Genomic DNA, 18,204 nt, shown 5'->3' with positions numbered 1-18,204 from the left:
CCTTCACGTCACGGCGGGGGGAGATCCCCATCACCGTCCTCAACCGGACGGGACATCCGGCGCGTGTCTCGGTGCGGCTCACCTCGGCGAAGCTGACCTTCCCGGACGGCAACCCGCGTGCCGTCGACCCGCTCCCCGTCGGGGGCGCCACCCTGACCTTCCCCGCGCTCGCGGAGGCGACCGGAACGTTCCCGCTCAAGGTGGAGGTGCGCTCGGCCGACGGCAGGGTCCTGCTGGGTGAGGCCGACGTCGTCGTGCGCTCGACCGCCGCGAACGTCCTGGCGCTGGCGGTGACCGTCGGCGCGGGACTCTTCCTCATGGCCTGGTACGTCAGGCGGTGGTGGTTGTCCAGACGCCGCGCGGCCTAGACTCCCGCTAGATGGGAACCGCCCGGCTCTACCGCGACACGGCGGTCATGTCCGTCGGTACGGCGCTGTCCCGGATCACCGGTCTCGCCCGCGTGGCGGCGATGACCTATGCGCTGGGGGTCACCGCCACCCGCCTCGCCGACGCCTACAACTACGCGAACACCCTGCCCAACATCATCTACGAGGTCTTCCTGGGCGGCATATTCACGTCGGTCTTCGTCCCGGTGCTGGTCTCGCTGCGCAGCGAGCGCAGCGGGGACCCGTCCGCCCTCGTCTCGACATCGCTGCTCGCCCTGTCCGTCGCCTCGGCCGTGGCGTTCGCCGCCGCGCCCCTCATCATGTGGCTCTACCTCCTGCGGGTGCCCGACCCAGCGACGCGCGCCGCCACCCAGGAGCTCGCTACCTACCTGTTCCGCTGGTTCACTCCTCAGATCCTGTTCTACGGCGTCACCTCGATCGCCGAGGCGCTCCTGAACACGCGCCGCAGGTTCGGCCCTCCCAAGTTCGTCCCCGTCCTCAACAACCTGGTGGTGATCGCGACCTTCCTGGCGTTCGCGCGCGTCTTCGGCGAGCAGGGGCTCGAGCTCAGCAGGGGGGCCCGGGTGCTCCTGGGAGCCGGGACCACCCTCGGGGTCGCGGTGCAGGCGCTGGCCCTCCTCCCCTACCTCCGCGGCGAACGGTTGAGGTTCGCGCCGAGCCTGAGCGACCCAGCGGTCCGGACCGTGCTGAGGCTGTCGGGTTTCGTGCTGGGGTACGTCCTCGTCAACCAGGCCGGGCTGTACGTGGTCATGTCGCTCGCCGCGCAGGCTCGCGGTGGTTACACCGCGTACGTCATCGCCGCCATGTTCCTGCAGCTTCCCCACGGCCTGTTCGCGGTGAGCCTGTTCTCGGCCCTCCTCCCGGAGATGTCGGAGGCCGCGGGATCGGGATCGTGGGATCGGTTCCGAGGGCGGGTGCACGAGGGCATCCGCGGTGTGGCCTACCTGCTCCTGCCCGCCGCGGTGGGGTACCTCCTGCTCGCCCGCCCCTTGACGAGGTTCCTCCTGGCCAGAGGGGTGGCGTCGGACGCGGACGCCGAGGTGGTGGCGGAGATCCTCTTCGCGTTCTCCGTCGGGCTCGTCTTCTTCTCCGCGTTCCAGTTCCTGACCCGCTGCTTCTACGCGCTGCAGGACACGCGGACCCCCGCTCTGTTGAACGCGGTGGCGGTCGCCGTACACAGCGCGCTGAACTTCCCGCTCTTCTTCGCGTTCGGGGTGCCCGGACTCGCGATGGGACACGCAGCGGCCTACGTCGTCGGGACCGTTCTGCTGGCCCGGGCGCTGGACCGTCGCGTGCCTGGGGGGCTCGGTCTCGGCGCGCTCGTGGGGCCGCTCGGCCGGATCGCGCTGGCTGCCGCGATCATGGGCGCCGGCGTATGGGCGACGCGGTACCTCGGGGGAAGCGATCTGGTTCGCATACTTTCCGCCGTGGGGGGCGGGGCTATACTCTATGTTGCGTTTTCGCAGGTCATCGGCATCCCAGAGCGACAGATCCTGATCGGGTGGGTCCGCCGCGCGCCGACCTCGGACGCTGATACCGATCGCAGCTAGTCGGGAGGGTCACCACGAACCGGACACGGCGGCGGCCGCACATCGCCGACGAGCGTGGACAGGTGGGGACATGGCTCGTGAAGCTGCTGGTCTTCGGCGGCCTGATGGGACTGCTCGTCATCGAGGGCGGCTCCCTCGTCATGAACCGCATCCAAGCGCACGACCTGGCTAGCGAAGCCGCCACCGAGGCGAACATCACCTACGAGCGCACCCCCGACATCCGCATCGCCCGCGCGAGGGCGGAGGAGTACGTCTCCGACAAGGCCCAGGTCGTGGACGTCGGCATAGACCAGGTGAACAGGCGTCTCGCGGTGACCCTGCAGAAGACCGCCAGGACGTTCCTCGTCCATCGGGTGGGCGCCTTCGCCGACTGGGCGACCGTGATCGTGACCGAGTCCGTGCCCCTGCGTCGATAGGAGGCCCCGCCGTGCCCGTACGCATCGTGACCGACTCAGCCGCCGACCTCCCGAGCGAGCTCGCCGCCGCGCGAGGCATCGAGGTGGTGCCGCTCACGATCCGCTTCGGGGACACCACCTATCGCAGCGGCGTGGACCTCAGCGCGGGCGAGTTCTGGGACAAGCTGCGCTCCTCGACGGAGAGCCCCGCCACCGCGGCGCCCAGCCCGGGGGACTTCGAGAGCGTGTACCGAAAGCTCGCCGAGGACGGCGCCGACGGCATCGTCTCGGTCCATCTCTCGGCCAAGCTCTCCGCGACCTCGCAGTCCGCGACCATCGCCGCGCGCTCGACGGACCTGCCGGTCGAGGTGGTCGACTCGCTCTCCGTCTCTGCGTCCACGGCCCTCATGGCCCTGCGCGCCGCCGACCTCGCCGACGGGGGAGCGACGATGGCCGAGATAGCCAACGAGCTGAAGTCGATGGTCGACCGCACCCAGCTCTACGGGGTGATCGACACGCTCGATTACCTGCGGCGGGGCGGCCGGATCGGGGGAGCCCAGGCCCTCCTGGGGACGATGCTCCAGGTGAAGCCCGTCATCAGCGTGGTGGACGGTGTGGTCGAGCCGGTCGGCAAGGTCCGGACCCGGACAAGGGCCCTCCAGCACCTCGCGACGATCGTGAACGACAACGCGTCCTCGATCGAGCGGCTGATCGTGATGGACGGCGAGGCTCCCGACCTGGACCAGTTCCTCGGCATGCTCCGCGGCATCGAGGTCCCCCGCGAGGACATCTGGTCGCTGGGTCCCGTGGTGGGCACCCATGCCGGGCCGGGCGTGGTCGGGGCGGTCTTCACCACCTCCGCCTGATGTTCGAGCACCTGGCCCCCGGCCACCTCATCGGGGGCCGGTACCGGCTCGAGCGTCAGCTCGGTTCCGACGAGCGCTCCGCCGTGTGGCGGGCCACGGACAGGCGTCTCGAGAGGCAGGTCGCGGTCCGCGTCTTCGATCCCGAGCTCGACCGCGAGCTCCTCCAGCGTCAAGCGGGCATAGCCGCATCGCTGACGCATCCGCGGGTGGTCCGTCTGTTCGACTCCGGTTACGACGCGGGGCACTTCTTCGTAGTGACCGAGCTCGTGCCGGCCCCTCTCGCATGGGCCGGGCTCCCCCTCTCTCCCGAGGACGCGATCGCGGTCGGGATGGGGGTGGGCGAGGCGCTCGTCTACGCGCACGAACGCGGCGTCGCGCACGGGAACCTGCACCCCGGGAACGTGATGATGTCGGAGCAGGGGGCGAAGGTGTCCGAGTTCGGGCTGACCGGCCCGGCGCTCCAGGGCCGCACGACGCACCCGTCCGCCGATCTGAGGGCCCTCGGCTCCCTCCTGTACCGGGCGCTCACGGGCCGCGACCCGGGCACACCGGGCGAGCGCCCCCTCCCCGCCGAGCCGCGCGGCCTCTCGCGGATCGTGGACGGGCTGGTCGCCGGCGAGTACCAGACGGCCGAGCGCGCGTGCCGGGACCTCGACGCCTTAAGACCCACGCCCCCGGAGCCCGAGCGGGGACGGCGGAAGCTGCTGCTCGCCTCGGTGGCCGTGGGAGCCGTGCTGCTGGCCGCCGCTGCCGTCGCGGCCACCCGCCTGGGCGAGCGCGCCCCTTCCGGGGAGCCGACCGAACAGCCGGTAGGCGTGCAGGGAGAGCCCTACAGGCCGGCGAGCCTCTCGGACTTCGACCCCCTCGGCGACGGCCGGGAGCGTAGGTCCGCCGTGCCGTTCATCGCGGACGGCGATCCTCGGACCTTCTGGGCCACCGAGCGGTACAGCGGCGGGCCCACGTTCTCCGGACTGAAGGACGGCGTGGGCGTCGTCATCGACCTCGGCTCCCCGCAGCTCGTCGGACGGTCCCAGGTGGTGCTCGTCCAGCCGGGCTGCTCCTTCGAGATCCGCCACGCCCCCCGTCGGGAGGGGCGGGCGGACCGTTGGACGACCGTCGCCGTCCAGGCTCAGGCCGCCCAGGCCTCGGTCGTCGAGTTCCCGGCGACCCGGGACCGGTGGTGGCTGCTGTGGATCACCCAGCTCGTGCAGGGTGTCCCCGGATCGGAACGGTCCTGGGCGTGCGGGGTGTCCGAGGTCGCGCTGTATCCTCCGTAGGCCGGAATACGGGCTTCCGGGGCCGCGTTGGAGGAGACATGAGCGACCAGGTCCATGAGGTTGTGATCATCGGGTCGGGCCCGGCCGGTTTCACGGCCGGCATCTACGCGGCGCGCGCGAACCTCAACCCGCTGCTGTTCGAGGGCACGGTCTGGGGGGGCCAGCTCATGCTCACGACCGACGTGGAGAACTTCCCCGGCTTCCCGGACGGGATCCTCGGGCCCCCGATGATGGAGTCCTTCCGCAAGCAGGCGGAGCGGTTCGGGACGCAGATCCTGTCTCAGGACGTCACGCGGGTCGACCTGTCCGAGCGGCCGTTCAAGGTCTGGTCCGGGGAGGACCTCCACCTGGCCAGGTCCGTGATCGTCTCGACCGGCGCGGTGGCCCGCACGCTCGGCATCCCCGGCGAGAAGCGGTACACGGGACACGGGCTCTCGTACTGCGCCACGTGCGACGGGTTCTTCTTCCGCGAGAAGCGGATCGTGGTGGTGGGCGGGGGCGACTCCGCGGTCGAGGAGGCGCTCTTCCTCACCCGGTTCGGACGCAGCGTCACGCTCGTCCACCGACGCGACGAGCTGCGCGCGTCGAAGATCCTCCAAGACCGGGCGTTCGCCAACGAGAAGATCGCGTTCGTCTGGGACACGGTCGTCTCAGAGGTGGCGGGGGAGAACAACTCGCTGACCGGGCTGCACCTGCGCAACGTCAAGACGGGTGAGGACAGCTTCATGGAGGCCGACGGCGTATTCGTCGCCATCGGACACGATCCGGCCACGAAGATCTTCGAGGGACAGCTCGATATGGACCCGCAGGGCTACATCCTCGTGGACCACCCGTTCACCCGCACCTCCGTCCCCGGGGTCTTCGCGGCGGGCGACTGCGTCGACCACATCTACCGGCAGGCCATCACCGCCGCCGGGATGGGGTGCTCGGCGGCGATCGACGCCGAGCGGTGGTTGGAGTCGCAGGGGGACGCCTAGGTCGCGTCCGTGCTCGCGGGCGACGCTTCGGCCGTCCCGGGGCGGGGCCCCCGGTTGGTAGGGTGCGGCGCATGAGGATCGAGAAGATCGAGGCTTGGATCTGCCACTTCCCGCTCCCGGCGCCGTTCGCGCCGTCCTGGGTGCCGGGTGTGCCGAGCGAGGCGAACTCGTGCGTCGTATACCGCATCACCACGAGCGACGGGGTCCAGGGGGCCGCAGCGGGCATCGCGGTCTTCGAGGAGGCGGCGGGGTACGTCCCGATCCTGCGGGCCTACCTGTCCGGTCGCGAGGTCACGAGCGTCGAGGACATCCTCAAGACGCTGCGGTCCTCCACGCAGGTCCTCGGGTACCGGGCATGGCACGTCGAGCCGGCGCTGTGGGACATCATCGGGAAGGTGGCCGGTCTCCCCGTGTACAAGCTGCTCGGGGGAGCGCGCGACCGGCTCCAGGCCTACGCCTCCACCGGGGAGCTGAAGCTGCCCGCGCAGCACGTCGAGACGTGCGAGCAGCTGCGAGACCTGGGGTTCCGGGCGGTGAAGCTACGGGTCCGTCACCCGAGCATCGCGGAGGACATCGCGGTGGTCGAGGCGGTGCGGGAGGCCATGGGTGACGACTTCACGATCATGGTCGACGCCAACCAGGGTTGGCGCGTCCACGGACTGGGTCCGTACCCCGAGTGGGACTTCAAGCGGGCCCTCAGGTTCGCCCAGGCTTGCGAGGAGCTGGACGTCTACTGGCTCGAGGAGCCCCTGTACCAGCACGATTACGAGGGTTACGCGGCGCTGCGCGGCCAGACCGACGTCCGGATCGCGGGCGGCGAGATGCTCGCCGACCTGCATCCCTTCCGGGAGCTCCTGGTGCGCGGGGGCCTGGACATCGTCCAGCCCGACGTCGCGCTCTCCGGAGGGATCCTCTTCTCCCGCAAGATCGCCATCCTCGCCGAGACGTTCGGGGCCGAGTACGCGCCGCACACATGGACGAACGGGCTGGGTCTCGCGGCCAACCTCCACTGCATGGGGGCGGCCGCCAACGCCGGCTGGTGCGAGTTCCCGTTCGAGCCCGGCTCCTGGGTGCCCGAAGCCCGGGACGCGATGCTGACCCGGACGCTGGACATCGATCCGGACGGCGCCATCGCGGTACCCCAGGGTCCGGGGCTCGGCGTTGAGGTGGACTGGGAGGCGGTCGCCGCCCATGGCACCGAGGTCGCGTAGACGGGGAATCGGCGGGTAGGTAGCGGGGGTTACCTGCCCGACCGGTCGGGGGAGCCCCGCCGGTAGTATGACTCCGAACGACACCCTGGGAGGACCCATGAGCGACAGCGTTTCGACACTCACCGCGGAGAGCTTCGACCAGGCGATCTCCGGCGACACCCCCGTCCTGGTGGACTTCTGGGCCGAATGGTGCGCGCCGTGCAGGCAGATCGCCCCCATCCTCGACGAGATCGCGACCGAGCAGAGCGACAAGCTGCGGATCGCGAAGGTCGACGTGGACGACAACCAGGCCATCCCCCAGCGCTTCGGGGTGATGAGCATCCCGACGCTGATCCTGTTCAAGGGCGGACAGGAGAAGGTCAGGCTGGTCGGGTCCAGGGGCAAGGAGCAGCTGCTCAGGGAGATCGAGCCGCACCTGGCCTGATCCGACCGTGAGGCAGCCCCCACAGGCACGGCTGCTGCGCGCGGGCGACTCAGGGCCCGACGTGCTGGACGTCCAAGCGCGGCTCCAGGCGCTCGGCTATCCCGTCACGCCCGCCGAACGAGGACGGTTCGACCGCGAGACGACATCGGCGGTGAAGGCTTTCCAGGTCCGTCGAGGGCTCGTCCCTGACGGGATCGTGGGGCCCCTCACCTGGCGGGAGCTGGTGGAGGCCGGGCTCCGGCTCGGGAACCGGATGCTGTACCTGAGGCACCCGCCGCTGCGTGGGGACGACGTCCGGGACCTGCAGATCCGGCTCAACGCCCTCGGCTTCGACGCAGGCAAGGAGGACGGGATCTTCGGCGTCGAGACCCAGACCGCTCTGAGGCAGTTCCAACGCGGGAGCGGGCTCCCGACCGACGGGATCGTCGCCCGCGACACCCTGGAGGCCCTGTCCCGTCTCTCCCGGCGGATCCTCCCCGGGAGCAAGGCCGCGCTCCGAGAGCGGATAGCCCGGGAGTCCGGGGGCGTGGAGCGTCGCACGATCTACCTCGACCCAGGGCACGGCGGCCGCGACGTCGGGATCGTGACCTCGCCCGGGGTCCCTGAGTCCTACGTGGTCTACCGGGTCGCGGAGGCAGCCCACCTCCACCTCACTGGACTCGGCGCAGAACCGGTCTACTCGCGGCTCGTCCACCAGGGCCCGGACGTCGACCGTCGGACCGGAGCCGCGAACGCATCCCGCTCGGATGCCGCGGTCTCGTTCCACGTCGGGTGCCGTCCCGACCCCGGACCGTCGCTCGCGTACTGGTCGGTCGAGGGCACGCACTCCTCGGCCGGGAGGGACCTCGCCGAGGCGCTCTCGGAGCGGCTGCGCCCGCTCGTCGGACGGGCCCCCTCGGTGCTGGGCCGCAACCTCCCGTTCCTCCGCCAGACGCGCATGCCGGCGGTCGTGGTGGACCTCGCCTCCCCCGGGAGCGACTCGCTGTGGGTGGAGGACCCGTACCTCACCGGGCTCGGAGAAGCCGTCGCGGCCGGCGTGCGGGACTACTTCTCGCTCACCGCCTGACGCGCGAGCCGCTGCCCCTCGGGCGCCGATCTCGGGGACAATGAGCCATGGCCTCCGGTGTCGACCCGTACCGGGAGATCTACTCGCGCCGCACCGAGCAGATGAGCGGCTCGGAGATCCGCGCGCTGTTCTCCGTGCTCGAGCGGCCGGAGATCGTGTCCCTGGCCGGGGGCAACACCTACACGGACGCCGTCGCCGGACGCGTGGCCGAGTGCGTCCAGGCCGTCCTGGCCCGCGCCTCCGGGGTGGCGCTGCAGTACGGACCGGGGACGGGGCTGCTCGGACTGCGGGAGCGGCTCTGCGATCTGATGGCGCTCGAGGGGATCGACGCCGACCCGCACCACGTGGTGGTCACGGACGGGGCCCAGCAGGGACTGGAGCTGATCGCGAAGGTGTTCGTCGACCCCGGCGACGTCATCCTCACCGAGGCCCCCACGTACGTCGGCGCGCTCTCGGCCTTCTCGTCCTACCAGGTGAACGCGCGGTCCGTCCCGATCGACGAGGAGGGTCTGATCCCCGAGGAGCTCGCCAGGACGATCATCGACCTCCACGGGGAGGGCAGGCGCGCGAAGTTCCTATACATGGTTCCCACCTTCCAGAACCCGAGCGGCGTGACGCTGACGCCCTCCAGGCGCGCCGAGATCCTCGAGGTGTGCCGGCGGTCCGACCTGCTGATCATCGAGGACAACCCCTACGCCCAGGTCCGCTTCTCGGGGGACCCGGTCACGCCCCTCCGTGCCCTCGCGCCCGACCAGGTCGTCTACCTCGGGACGCTGTCGAAGGTCTTCTCCCCCGGGATCAGGATCGGGTGGGTCCTGGCCCCCCAGCCGATCCGCGAAAGGCTCGTCCTCGCCAAGGAGGCGGCCAACCTATGCACCGCTCCCTTCAACCAGATGGTCGCCGAGGAGTACCTGTCCTCCGGCAGCACCGAGGAGGACCTGCAGATCGTCCGGAAGGTGTACCGGGAGCGCTGCCAGGCGATGCTGGACGCCATCGACCGCCACCTGCCGCGGGAGGTCGTCGTCCGACCGCCCGAGGGCGGACTCTTCGTGTGGGTGACGGTCACGGATCCCCTGAACACGCGTGACATGCTCGCGCGGGCGTTGCGGGGAGGTGTCGCGTACGTGCCGGGCACGGCCTTCTACCCGGTGAAGACGGACGGGAAGCAGAGCATGCGCCTCAACTTCTCCTACCCCTCCATCGAGCAGATCGAGGAGGGTGTCGAGCGGCTCGGACGCGTCCTCGACGAGGAGCTCGAGCTCGGCCGGAGCCTCGGTATCTGATGCCGAGGATCGCCGTCATCCGCGGGGGGCGCTCACTCGAACGTGAGTTCTCATCCAGGTCGGGCGCCCACGTGGCCTCCGCGTTGCAGCAGCTCGGCCATGACGTCGTGGAACTCGACGTGGACGAGCGCCTCTCGCCGGCCCTGGTCTCGGCAGACGCCAGCTTCATCGCGCTGCACGGGCGCGACGGGGAGGACGGCACCATCCAGTCCATCCTCGAGGCGCTGCGACGCCCCTACACCGGCTCGGACGCCTTCGCATGTCAGGTCTGTTTCGACAAGGTGCTCACGAAGGGGATGCTGAGACGCGATGGGATAACGACGCCCCCGTCCTTCGACCTGTCGGCCGAGGCCGTCCGCCAGATGGGAGCCGGACCGGCCGTGCGTGAAGCCGCCGACCACCTGGGGTACCCGTTGATCGTGAAACCGGTCGCCCAAGGCAGTGCGCTCGGGCTGGCCCTGGTCCGGGAACCCGACGAGCTCTCCCCTGCCGTGATGGCCGCGTTCAACTACGGCGACCGCGTCATGCTGGAGTCCTACGTCGCCGGCACGGAGCTGGCGGTCAGCCTCGTCGGGTCCCCTCTACGCCCCCTCCCCCCGGTGGAGGTCCGCGCGTCATCGGGGATCTTCGACTTCGACTCCCGTGTCTCCCCGGGGGCCGTGGACTTCGTCGTGCCGGCCTCCCTGCCGGACGCCGTCCTCGCGGCCGCACGGGACGTCGCCGAGCGTGCGGCTGCCCTGCTCGGGATGCGCGATCTGGGCCGCGTCGACATGATCGTCTCCGACGGGGAGCCGGTGGTTCTCGAGGTCAACCCGTGTCCCGGGGTGACCGAGTCGTCGCTCCTCCCGCTCGCGGTCGCCGAGGCCGGCATGAGCTTCGAGGACTTCGTGCGGACGGTCGTGGACGCGGCGCTCGCCCGCTCTCCCGTGACGGCCTGATCGCGCTCAGCCCTCGAGGAGCATCCTCGCTATCCGCTCCAGGTCGTCGCGGGAGCCGAAGGTGATCACCACCCGACCGCGACCCCGTCCCACCTCGATCTGGACCTCGGTCGAGAACCGGTCGGACAGCGCGTCCTCGAGGTCGGGGAACTTGGCGCGTCGCTGACCGCTCCGACCGCGACCGGGCCCCTTCCCCTCGCCTTCCTGGCTCTTGCGGGCGATGGCCTCGACCTGACGGACGGTGAGGCCCTCCTCGACCGCCCGGCGGGCGACGGCTTCCTGCAGCGTCTCGTCCTTGATCTGCAGGAGGGCCCTGGCATGCCCGGCGGTCAACGCTCCCTGCGATACGAACATCCGGATGGTGTCGGGGAGGTCGAGCAGGCGCAAGGTGTTCGTGACGTGGACGCGCCCCTTCCCGACCCGTCGGGCGACCTCCTCCTGCGTGAGCTCGAAGAGGTCGACCAGGTTGCGGTACGCCTGGGCCTCCTCCAAGGGGTGCAGGTCGGCGCGCTGCAGGTTCTCCACGAGGGCCTGCTCCAACGCCTCCCGGTCGTCCGCCTCCCGGACGATGGCCGGGATGCGCCGGACCCCGGCCAGCTTTGAAGCCCGCAGCCGACGCTCTCCGACCAGGAGCTCGTACCCTCCCCCGGCCGGCCGGACGACCACCGGCTGAAGGAGCCCCAGCTCCCGGATCGACGCTGACAGCTCCTCCAGGTCCTCCTGGACGAAGTCCTGCCGCGGCTGACGTGGGTTCGGCTTGACCTGGTCGATGTCCAGCTCGATGACACGGGCGTCCCCGCCCTCCGCCGCGGGGAGGAGAGCACCCAGCCCGCGCCCGAGTCCCGCTCGCCTCGTCTTCGCCCTCTCTCCGGGTGCGTCCATCGATTACCACCCTCCGTGGTGTTCGTGCGCCAACAGCCTCGTCGTTACCACGCTGTGCGACCTGACATGCGGCCGGGACGTGGGCCGCGAACCCGGACCCACCTTGCGACCTGGTCGGCCGCGAGAGCGAGCCACCCGGCAGCCGAAGCGCTCCCAGGGAGCTCTCGCCCGTCCTGGTCCGGGGCGCGCGTGTGGTCCTCCACGGGCGGAGAGCCCCACCTCTCCGAGGCATCGTCACCCCCTGGAGATTCAGGAGGGACGGCGTCCTCATCATCGGACCCCGGTTCGAGCCGATCATGAGGGAGGGTCCCCCCTTGCGATCCGTCCGGGCGGGCTGGAGTCGCTCCGAACAGGTCGTCTGCCCCGTCCATCTCGCTTCCTTGAATGTTGGCGTGGCCGAGCGCTTCCTCAGCGAGGTCCGGACCCGGCTCGGGCTCCCCCGTCGGGTACTCCGAAATCTGAGGAAAGAACCTGGCGTCGAACTCGTCGGCTAGCCACCGGTACGCCATGGACCCTCGACTGGACGGGTCGAAGGTCACCGCGGGCTGCCCGTAGGAGGGAGCCTCGGACAGACGGACGCTCCTCGGGATCACCGTGTCGAAGACCCGGTCGCCGAAGTAGCTCCGCACCTCCTCGGCCACCTGCTCGGAGAGTTTCGTCCGGGCGTCGTACATCGTCAAGACGATGGCGCCTACCTCCAGGGTCGGGTTGAGTCCGCCTCGGACGAGGTCTACGTTGCGGATCAGCTGGGTCAGGCCCTCCAGAGCGTAGTACTCGCACTGGATCGGCACGAGGACCATCTCGGACGCGGTGAGGGCGTTCACGGTCAGGAGTCCGAGCGAGGGAGGGCAGTCGATGAATATCACGTCGTAGTCGTCCGAGAGCCGTTCCAGGGCGGACCGGAGCTTGGTCTCCCGGGCCAGCGCCGAAACCAGCTCGAGTTCCGCGCCCGCCAGATCGATCGAGGACGGCAGGACGTCCAGGTTCGGATGCTCGGACCGGCGTATGAACGAACGTGCTTCGGCGCCGGCGACGATCACGTCGTACACGGACCCCGGGAGGTCCCTGTGGTCGATCCCGACCCCGGTCGTCGCGTTCGCCTGGGGGTCCAGGTCGACGAGGAGCGTCCTGCGCCCCTTCGCCGCGAGGGCCGTGGCCAGGTTGACCGCGGTGGTCGTCTTCCCGACCCCGCCCTTCTGGTTCGTGATCGCGATCCGCATCGGGCCCCCGCTCGTTGACGGCGCGGCAGGAGACCTGCCCCGTCCCGCGATCCTACCGCCCGCCGAGCGGTCGACGCGCGGGGACCCCGGTTCGTCTCGGGTACCTCTGAGGGGTCTCCTCCTCTTTCACAGCGACTATGGCGTATCCGCCCCCGGTCGCGCCAGGAACTCGGAGGCGCCGGAGAACAGGCGTGCCGAGGCCCAGCTCGGCGGCCGTTGCGCTCGCCGCCTCCAGGGACCCGATCGCGGAGGGGCCCGCCGCCAGGACCACCCGTCCCCGCTTCGCGACCAGTGGGGCGCACAGCTCAAGGGCGACCGGGGGCGGCGCGAGGGCCCGGGCCACCACGGTCGCTGCCTTCTCCCTCCAGCGCGCGTCTCGCCCCACCTCTTCTGCCCGCCCGCGAACCACAACGATCGACGGATCGCTGCTCGCCACCTGCTCAAGGAAGGCACACCTCCGTTCCGAGGCTTCGAGGAGGATCGCGCCCTCGTCGCGGAGGTAGGCCAGCACGACCCCCGGGAGGCCGGCTCCGGACCCGACGTCCACGAGGGGGCCTGGGCCCACCAACGGGAGGAGGGCGGCGGAGTCGATGATGTGCCTCGCGAGGATCCGCTCGCGCTCCGCCGGGCCGAGGAGCCCCAGACGCACCCCATCCTCGGCGAGGAGGTCGGCGAACCGGATCAGGTCGGGCGCCGCGCGCGCTGCCGAGTCTTGGTCGACCCCTGCCGCTACGAGGCCCTCGATGAGCGATGTTTCACGTGCTACCATACGGTGTAACAACAACCCCAGGTCAGGAGGGCTCGGCCGTGGAGCAGGCGAGCATGGACGCGTTCACCACGGGGGTGCTGGTGGGCGTGCTGGTGGGAGAAGGCAGCTTCGGCGGTGACGGGCGTCAGCCTTCGATCATCGTCCGGATGCACGTTCGACACGAGGCTCTCTTCCGATTCCTCACGGCGGCCGTCCCAGGGTCCCGCCTCTACGGACCATACAACCACTCGGGGCGGGAGTACTACCAGTGGCTGGTGCGGGGTCCGACGCTGCGTCGGCTCGTCCCTCTGTTGGACGCTCACCTCACCGCCGAGATAGACGGCCACGCTTTTGAGCGTTTCGCGCGCATGAAGCAGACGTATGGACTGTGAAAATCCGGTCCTGACGCAAGCCCTCAAGCTCGGATTAAGTGGCGCGTCCCGAGTCAGGACCCCTCGGAGATGTCCGCCGGATCCTCGCGCGTTCTGCGAGGCGCACCGGCCCCACCGTTCGCGCGCGGCCGATCGCCGGAGCGCCTCCCCCCCTTGCGTCTCTCCCAGTACGATTCGACGTCGACCACGACCGACCCGCGAGCCTTCAACCGCCGCTGCACGCCGGCGCGCACGAGCTCCTGGAGCGCCTCGAGGGTCGCGCCTCCGCGGCCGATGAGGATCCCCATGTCCTCGCCTGAGACCTCGACGTAGACCGTGCCGCCGTCCACCCGGGAGCGGACGTCCCCGCTCAGGCCCATCCTCTGGAGGATCCCCTCGACCATCTCGAGCGCCACCTGCTGGGTGACCTCCTGGCGCTCGTCCGGGTCGGTCCCGTCGCCGTCATCCGACCCGGTGACATCTGCGTTGACCTGCGGTTCTGGGTCCAGCGGAGCCGGGGGACGGGAAGGATCGTCGTGGAACGCATCGCGGACATCGACCGCCTCCGTCCGTGGGCGGGCTCGGACCACGGCGGGCTCGCCCCCGAACCCGAACAGTCCCTTCGCGCCTTCGTTGAGGACCTCGACCTCCAGGTCCTCCTCCGGCAGGCCGAGGTGGGCGACGACCGCCGCGCGCGCCTCCTCGACCGTACGGCCGTCCTTCGTGATCCAGGGCATCGTGATGCTCCTCCGGCGTCAGCGAGAGCGACGCTTCACGTTCTGGTTCTTCTTCTTGCGATCATTCTTCGTCGTCCCGGCACGGTTGCCGTTGACCCCGGCGGATGCGCCCTTCTCGATCGCTTTCGTGCTTATCTCTTCGGGCTTCGTGAACCGCCCGAGCATCAGCTTCTGCTGTACGAACTGATAGATGTTCTGGGTGGTCCAGTAGAGCACCAACCCCACCGGGAACTGCATCATTATGAACCCGAAGAAGACCGGCATGATCATGAAGAGCCTCTGCTGGCGTGGGTCGGTCGTGGTGCTCAGCTGCTTTGTGCTGATCACCTGGGTGAGGATCATCAGCGTGAGGAGGAGGCCCCCAGCCCCGAGCAGGTTCTGACTCGTCATATCGGTCAGCTCCCCGAGGCCCAGGAACGGCATCTCCACGTCCTGGCGAGAGCTCAGGTTGCGTATCGCGTGGTAGACGGCGAAGAAGATCGGCATCTGGGCCAGCATCGGGAACATGCACCCGAGGGGGTTCACGCCCTCCCGCTTCCACAGCTCCTGCTGCTCGCGTGCGAGCCGCTCCCGGTCCTTCGCGTACTTCTTCTGCAGCCGCTGGACCTCGGGCTGGATGCGCTGCATGGCCTGCTGCGACCTCACCTGCTTCACCGTCAAGGGGATCAGCAGCGTCTTCACGATCAGGGTCAGCACGATGATCGCGGCCGCCCAGCGATGGTCGCCGAGCGTCGAGAAGGCACCGGCGAGGGTCTCCAGCCCGTTGGCGAAGACGTCGACGAACTGGTCCCAGAGCGCGGACATCAGCGAGCCGCCTTCGTCTGGGAGATGGGGGCCTGCAGGGTGAAGCGTTCGGGTACGAGGTCGACCCCGCCGGGGCGGAGCGGGTGACAGCGGAGCAGGCGTCGGGTCGCCAGGTACGTCCCCCGGAGCGCTCCGTGCCGCTGGACCGCCTCTGCGGCGTACCGGGAGCAGCTCGGCTGCCACCGGCAGGCAGGCGCGCGTCTGGCGGAGACACCGTCCTGGTAGAGCCGGATGAGGCGGAGGATCAGGCGCGCCGCTGGCGTCATCTCGAGGTGCCTTCCTTCGCGGGTCGAGGTGTATGTGGTGGGAGGGTCAAGCCCGCCCGAGCCGCCGCGTCCGACAGGTGTCGGTCCAGCTCCACCAGCCCCCAGGCGGCGCCGGAGCTGCGGACGACGACGACCACGTCCGCCGGCCTGATCCTGGGGATCAACGCCCGGCACGCCTCCCGGAGCAGCCGCCGTACACGATTGCGCGCGACCGCGCTGCCTACCGTTCGGGGGACGGAGAAACCGAACCGGGACGGCTCAGGTTCATCCCTGGGCAGATGGTACAGGACGAACCCTGGACCAGCCACCGAGCCGCCGCGCTGGATGACCCGCCGGACATCGGCCGAGGTCCTCAGCCGGTGGCGGGCGATCATGCAGCCAGCCGGTTCCTGCCCTTCTGGCGACGGCGGCGCAGGACGGCGCGGCCGCCGGGTGTCCGCATGCGCTTGCGGAAGCCGTGGGTGCGGCTCCGACGTCGGTTGTGGGGCTGGTACGTTCGCTTCATATCCGATCCGTGGTGTTGGGGACGAGATGTGGCTCTAGCAGGGTACTTGCAAAGAAACCGCAGGTCAACCGGGGATTGACCAGCGAGTCGGACCGCCGCTACTATGCACAGGCCCGCCGCGGCGGGTACGGCCTCCGGGCCGTTTTTTTCGTTCCGGGAGCGGTTTCCACACCTGTGGAGATGGGTGTGGATAACCCGCCGAACAGCTAGGGGGAGTGGTGCGAGTGGCGCCGAACACGGTGCAGGCGGTCTGGCAGGAGTGTCTCAGCGTAGTGCGTGACCGTCTCGAGAATCCGGCCTCCCGAGCCTGGTTCGAGGAGACGCATCCGGTCGCCCTGACCGAGGAGTCGATCACGCTCCGAGCACCTCACACCTTCGCGAAGGAGTGGTTGGAACAGCGGTACGGAGGGGTCCTCACCGACGCAGTCAGCAGGGCGACCGGCCGGAGCCTGCGTATCGAGATCGTGACCCCCCCGGGGAGCGTGGCCGTGCAGCCCCTCCCGGTCCAGACCCCCCCGCAGGTGGAGACCGCCCCTCACGCGGCTCCCCAGCAGCAGGAAGCCTCCGCCCTGAGCCCCCGCTACACCTTCGACACCTTCGTGATCGGAGCCTCGAACCGCTTCGCTCACGCCGCTGCCCTGGCCGTGGCCGAGGCTCCCGCGAGCGCCTACAACCCGTTGTTCATCTACGGGGACTCCGGGCTCGGCAAGACGCACCTCCTGCACGCCATCGGTAGCCATACCCAGCAGCTCTTCCCGCACATGAAGATCAAGTACGTCTCCTCGGAGACCTTCATCAACGATTTCATCAACGCGATCAAGGACGAGCGGACCGAGGCGTTCCAGCGCCGCTATCGCGAGAACGACCTCCTCCTGATCGACGACATCCAGTTCCTCGAGAACAAGGAGCGGACGCAGGAGGAGTTCTTCCACACGTTCAACGCCCTGCACAACGCGAACCGGCAGATCATCATCTCCTCCGACCGGCCTCCCAAGAAGATCGCCACCCTCGAGGACCGGCTCCGCTCCAGGTTCGAGTGGGGGTTGATCACCGACGTCCAGCCGCCCGAGCTCGAGACCCGCATAGCGATCCTTCGCAAGAAGGCAGAGCAGGGCCACATGAACGTGGACGAGGAGGTCATCGCGTACATCGCCTCCCGCGTCGAGGACAGCGTCCGGGAGCTGGAAGGGGCGCTGATAAGGGTGGTCGCCTTCGCTTCGCTCAACCAGACCCAGGTCACGATGCAGCTGGCCGAGGAGGTGCTCGGCCACCTCTTCCCGACCTCGGGAGCCGAGCCCGTCCGGGTGGACACGATCATGGCCGAGGCGGCCGCCTACTTCGGTGTCTCCGTGGACGACCTGCGATCCTCGAACCGCTCCCGGTCCCTGGTCCACGCGCGCCAGATCTCGATGTACCTCGTCCGGGAGCTCACCGACCTGTCCCTGCCCAAGGTGGGGGAGGCCTTCGGCGGCCGCGACCACACGACCGTGCTCCACGCGATCAAGAAGGTCGCCCGGCTCCTACCTGAGAAGAAGGTCGTCTACCACCAGATCCAGGACCTCACCACCCGCATCCGCAAGCGGACGGGGAACCCGTGAATACCTGGGGACGGAGCGAGAAGATCTGGGGACGCGTGTGGACGGTCCGGACGGATGTGTCCGGTCGGGCCGGGGCTGTCCCCATCCGTCCCGATACTGTCCCCAGGCCGAGGACCCGCGTTGACCTGCCCCAGGAGGCGGTTACGCACAGGGTGCACAGCCCTTATTACGGCTACGGAGAAAGAAACTCTTTAACGAGGAACAACAGGACCCTGGGGAGGAAGACATGAAGCTGATCTGTCCCACCGACGAGCTGTCGAAGGCGCTGCAGACCGTCCTGCGCAGCGTGGGAGCCAGGGCAGGCATACCGGCACTGTCGGGGGTACTGCTCGAGCTCGACGACACCCAGCTGACACTCACCACGACCGACCTCGAGATAACCACCCGAGTGACCCTGCCCGTCACGGGCGAGGCGGGCAAGCTCGTCGTCCCTGCCCGCTACCTGGCGGAGATCGTTCGCAACCTGCCGTCCGACGAGGTCGAGCTCGTCACGGAGGACGGGACGGTGAGGATCGCAGGCGGCCGGGCCCGGTACAGCCTCCGCTCCCTGCCGGCCGAGGACTTCCCGCGGACGGAGCCGGGCGACGGATCGACGGCGTTCACGGTGCCTGGGGACGTGCTCTCTCAGGCTCTCGGACAGGTGGCTCCCGCTGCGTCCCGCGACGAGACGCGTCCGGTG

General features: G+C 69.6%; 21 protein-coding genes. 14 read left to right on the top strand and 7 right to left on the bottom strand.

Going from position 1 to position 18,204, the window contains the following annotated elements:
* The 11 genes from VM840_02050 to VM840_02000 all read left to right on the top strand — a co-directional run.
* Positions 1-368 (top strand): hypothetical protein (locus VM840_02050; protein ID HVL80359.1); only part of this gene is annotated, 368 nt, incomplete at its 5' end.
* Positions 369-379: 11 nt separating this feature from the next.
* Entirely contained in the window at positions 380-1,957 is a 1,578-nt protein-coding gene (gene murJ / locus VM840_02045; protein HVL80358.1) for a murein biosynthesis integral membrane protein MurJ, read from the top strand.
* Between the two features lie 62 nt (positions 1,958-2,019).
* Positions 2,020-2,373, top strand: a complete 354-nt coding sequence (locus tag VM840_02040; GenBank protein HVL80357.1) for a hypothetical protein — start codon at positions 2,020-2,022, stop codon at positions 2,371-2,373.
* 11 nt (positions 2,374-2,384) lie between these two features.
* Positions 2,385-3,218 carry a DegV family protein gene (locus VM840_02035; GenBank protein ID HVL80356.1) on the top strand — a complete coding sequence of 278 codons (834 nt, stop codon included), beginning with the start codon at positions 2,385-2,387 and terminating at the stop codon, positions 3,216-3,218.
* Positions 3,218-4,495, top strand: coding sequence for a serine/threonine-protein kinase (locus VM840_02030; protein HVL80355.1), 1,278 nt, complete (start codon positions 3,218-3,220; stop codon positions 4,493-4,495). Before VM840_02035 ends, VM840_02030 begins: the two co-directional genes overlap by 1 nt.
* A 38-nt stretch (positions 4,496-4,533) precedes the next feature.
* Entirely contained in the window at positions 4,534-5,472 is a 939-nt protein-coding gene (trxB, locus tag VM840_02025; protein HVL80354.1) for a thioredoxin-disulfide reductase, read from the top strand.
* A gap of 71 nt (positions 5,473-5,543) precedes the next feature.
* Positions 5,544-6,683 (top strand): mandelate racemase/muconate lactonizing enzyme family protein, encoded by a 1,140-nt coding sequence (locus VM840_02020; GenBank protein HVL80353.1) that lies wholly within the window; start codon positions 5,544-5,546, stop codon positions 6,681-6,683.
* A gap of 97 nt (positions 6,684-6,780) precedes the next feature.
* The gene (trxA, locus tag VM840_02015; GenBank protein ID HVL80352.1) at positions 6,781-7,107 is read left to right on the top strand and encodes a thioredoxin; all 327 of its coding nucleotides are present in this window, start codon (positions 6,781-6,783) and stop codon (positions 7,105-7,107) included.
* Positions 7,108-7,114: 7 nt separating this feature from the next.
* Positions 7,115-8,173: a peptidoglycan-binding protein gene (locus VM840_02010; GenBank protein HVL80351.1), complete on the top strand. Its 1,059-nt coding sequence runs from the start codon at positions 7,115-7,117 to the stop codon at positions 8,171-8,173.
* Positions 8,174-8,220: 47 nt separating this feature from the next.
* The gene (locus tag VM840_02005; protein HVL80350.1) at positions 8,221-9,456 is read left to right on the top strand and encodes a PLP-dependent aminotransferase family protein; all 1,236 of its coding nucleotides are present in this window, start codon (positions 8,221-8,223) and stop codon (positions 9,454-9,456) included.
* The gene (locus VM840_02000; protein ID HVL80349.1) at positions 9,456-10,394 is read left to right on the top strand and encodes a D-alanine--D-alanine ligase; all 939 of its coding nucleotides are present in this window, start codon (positions 9,456-9,458) and stop codon (positions 10,392-10,394) included. The genes VM840_02005 and VM840_02000 overlap by 1 nt, the downstream gene beginning before the upstream one ends.
* A gap of 6 nt (positions 10,395-10,400) precedes the next feature.
* Here VM840_02000 and VM840_01995 read toward each other — a convergent pair whose 3' ends face one another.
* Genes VM840_01995 through VM840_01985 form a run of 3 tightly spaced genes read right to left on the bottom strand, consistent with a single transcriptional unit; the run spans position 10,401 to position 13,265 of the window.
* Positions 10,401-11,276 (bottom strand): ParB/RepB/Spo0J family partition protein, encoded by an 876-nt coding sequence (locus VM840_01995; protein HVL80348.1) that lies wholly within the window; start codon positions 11,274-11,276, stop codon positions 10,401-10,403.
* A 44-nt stretch (positions 11,277-11,320) separates the two neighbouring features.
* Positions 11,321-12,496 carry a ParA family protein gene (locus tag VM840_01990; GenBank protein HVL80347.1) on the bottom strand — a complete coding sequence of 392 codons (1,176 nt, stop codon included), beginning with the start codon at positions 12,494-12,496 and terminating at the stop codon, positions 11,321-11,323.
* Positions 12,497-12,548: 52 nt separating this feature from the next.
* Positions 12,549-13,265 (bottom strand): 16S rRNA (guanine(527)-N(7))-methyltransferase RsmG, encoded by a 717-nt coding sequence (locus VM840_01985; protein HVL80346.1) that lies wholly within the window; start codon positions 13,263-13,265, stop codon positions 12,549-12,551.
* 38 nt (positions 13,266-13,303) lie between these two features.
* On the opposite strand from VM840_01985, the gene VM840_01980 reads away from it, so the two are divergent.
* Positions 13,304-13,636 (top strand): hypothetical protein, encoded by a 333-nt coding sequence (locus VM840_01980; protein ID HVL80345.1) that lies wholly within the window; start codon positions 13,304-13,306, stop codon positions 13,634-13,636.
* Between the two features lie 53 nt (positions 13,637-13,689).
* Here VM840_01980 and VM840_01975 read toward each other — a convergent pair whose 3' ends face one another.
* The 4 genes from VM840_01975 to rpmH form a co-directional block, all read right to left on the bottom strand.
* A complete protein-coding gene (locus tag VM840_01975; protein ID HVL80344.1) occupies positions 13,690-14,352 on the bottom strand; it encodes a Jag N-terminal domain-containing protein in 663 nt (220 codons plus the stop codon).
* An 18-nt stretch (positions 14,353-14,370) separates the two neighbouring features.
* Complete coding sequence (locus VM840_01970; protein HVL80343.1) at positions 14,371-15,156, bottom strand: YidC/Oxa1 family membrane protein insertase; 786 nt, start codon at positions 15,154-15,156, stop codon at positions 14,371-14,373.
* Positions 15,156-15,422: a membrane protein insertion efficiency factor YidD gene (yidD, locus tag VM840_01965; protein HVL80342.1), complete on the bottom strand. Its 267-nt coding sequence runs from the start codon at positions 15,420-15,422 to the stop codon at positions 15,156-15,158. The genes VM840_01970 and yidD overlap by 1 nt, the downstream gene beginning before the upstream one ends.
* Positions 15,423-15,792: 370 nt before the next feature.
* Positions 15,793-15,927: a 50S ribosomal protein L34 gene (gene rpmH / locus VM840_01960; protein HVL80341.1), complete on the bottom strand. Its 135-nt coding sequence runs from the start codon at positions 15,925-15,927 to the stop codon at positions 15,793-15,795.
* A gap of 218 nt (positions 15,928-16,145) precedes the next feature.
* Between rpmH and dnaA the strand changes: the two genes are divergently transcribed.
* Both dnaA and VM840_01950 read left to right on the top strand, forming a co-directional pair.
* Positions 16,146-17,525 carry a chromosomal replication initiator protein DnaA gene (dnaA, locus tag VM840_01955; GenBank protein HVL80340.1) on the top strand — a complete coding sequence of 460 codons (1,380 nt, stop codon included), beginning with the start codon at positions 16,146-16,148 and terminating at the stop codon, positions 17,523-17,525.
* A gap of 226 nt (positions 17,526-17,751) precedes the next feature.
* On the top strand, positions 17,752-18,204 hold a 453-nt coding region (locus VM840_01950; GenBank protein HVL80339.1), incomplete at its 3' end, for a DNA polymerase III subunit beta.

It is taken from the genome of Actinomycetota bacterium, assembly GCA_035540895.1.
In the GTDB taxonomy this organism is placed as follows: Bacteria; Actinomycetota; JAICYB01; order JAICYB01; family JAICYB01; genus DATLFR01.
This window is presented reverse-complemented; position numbering and strand designations above follow the sequence as displayed.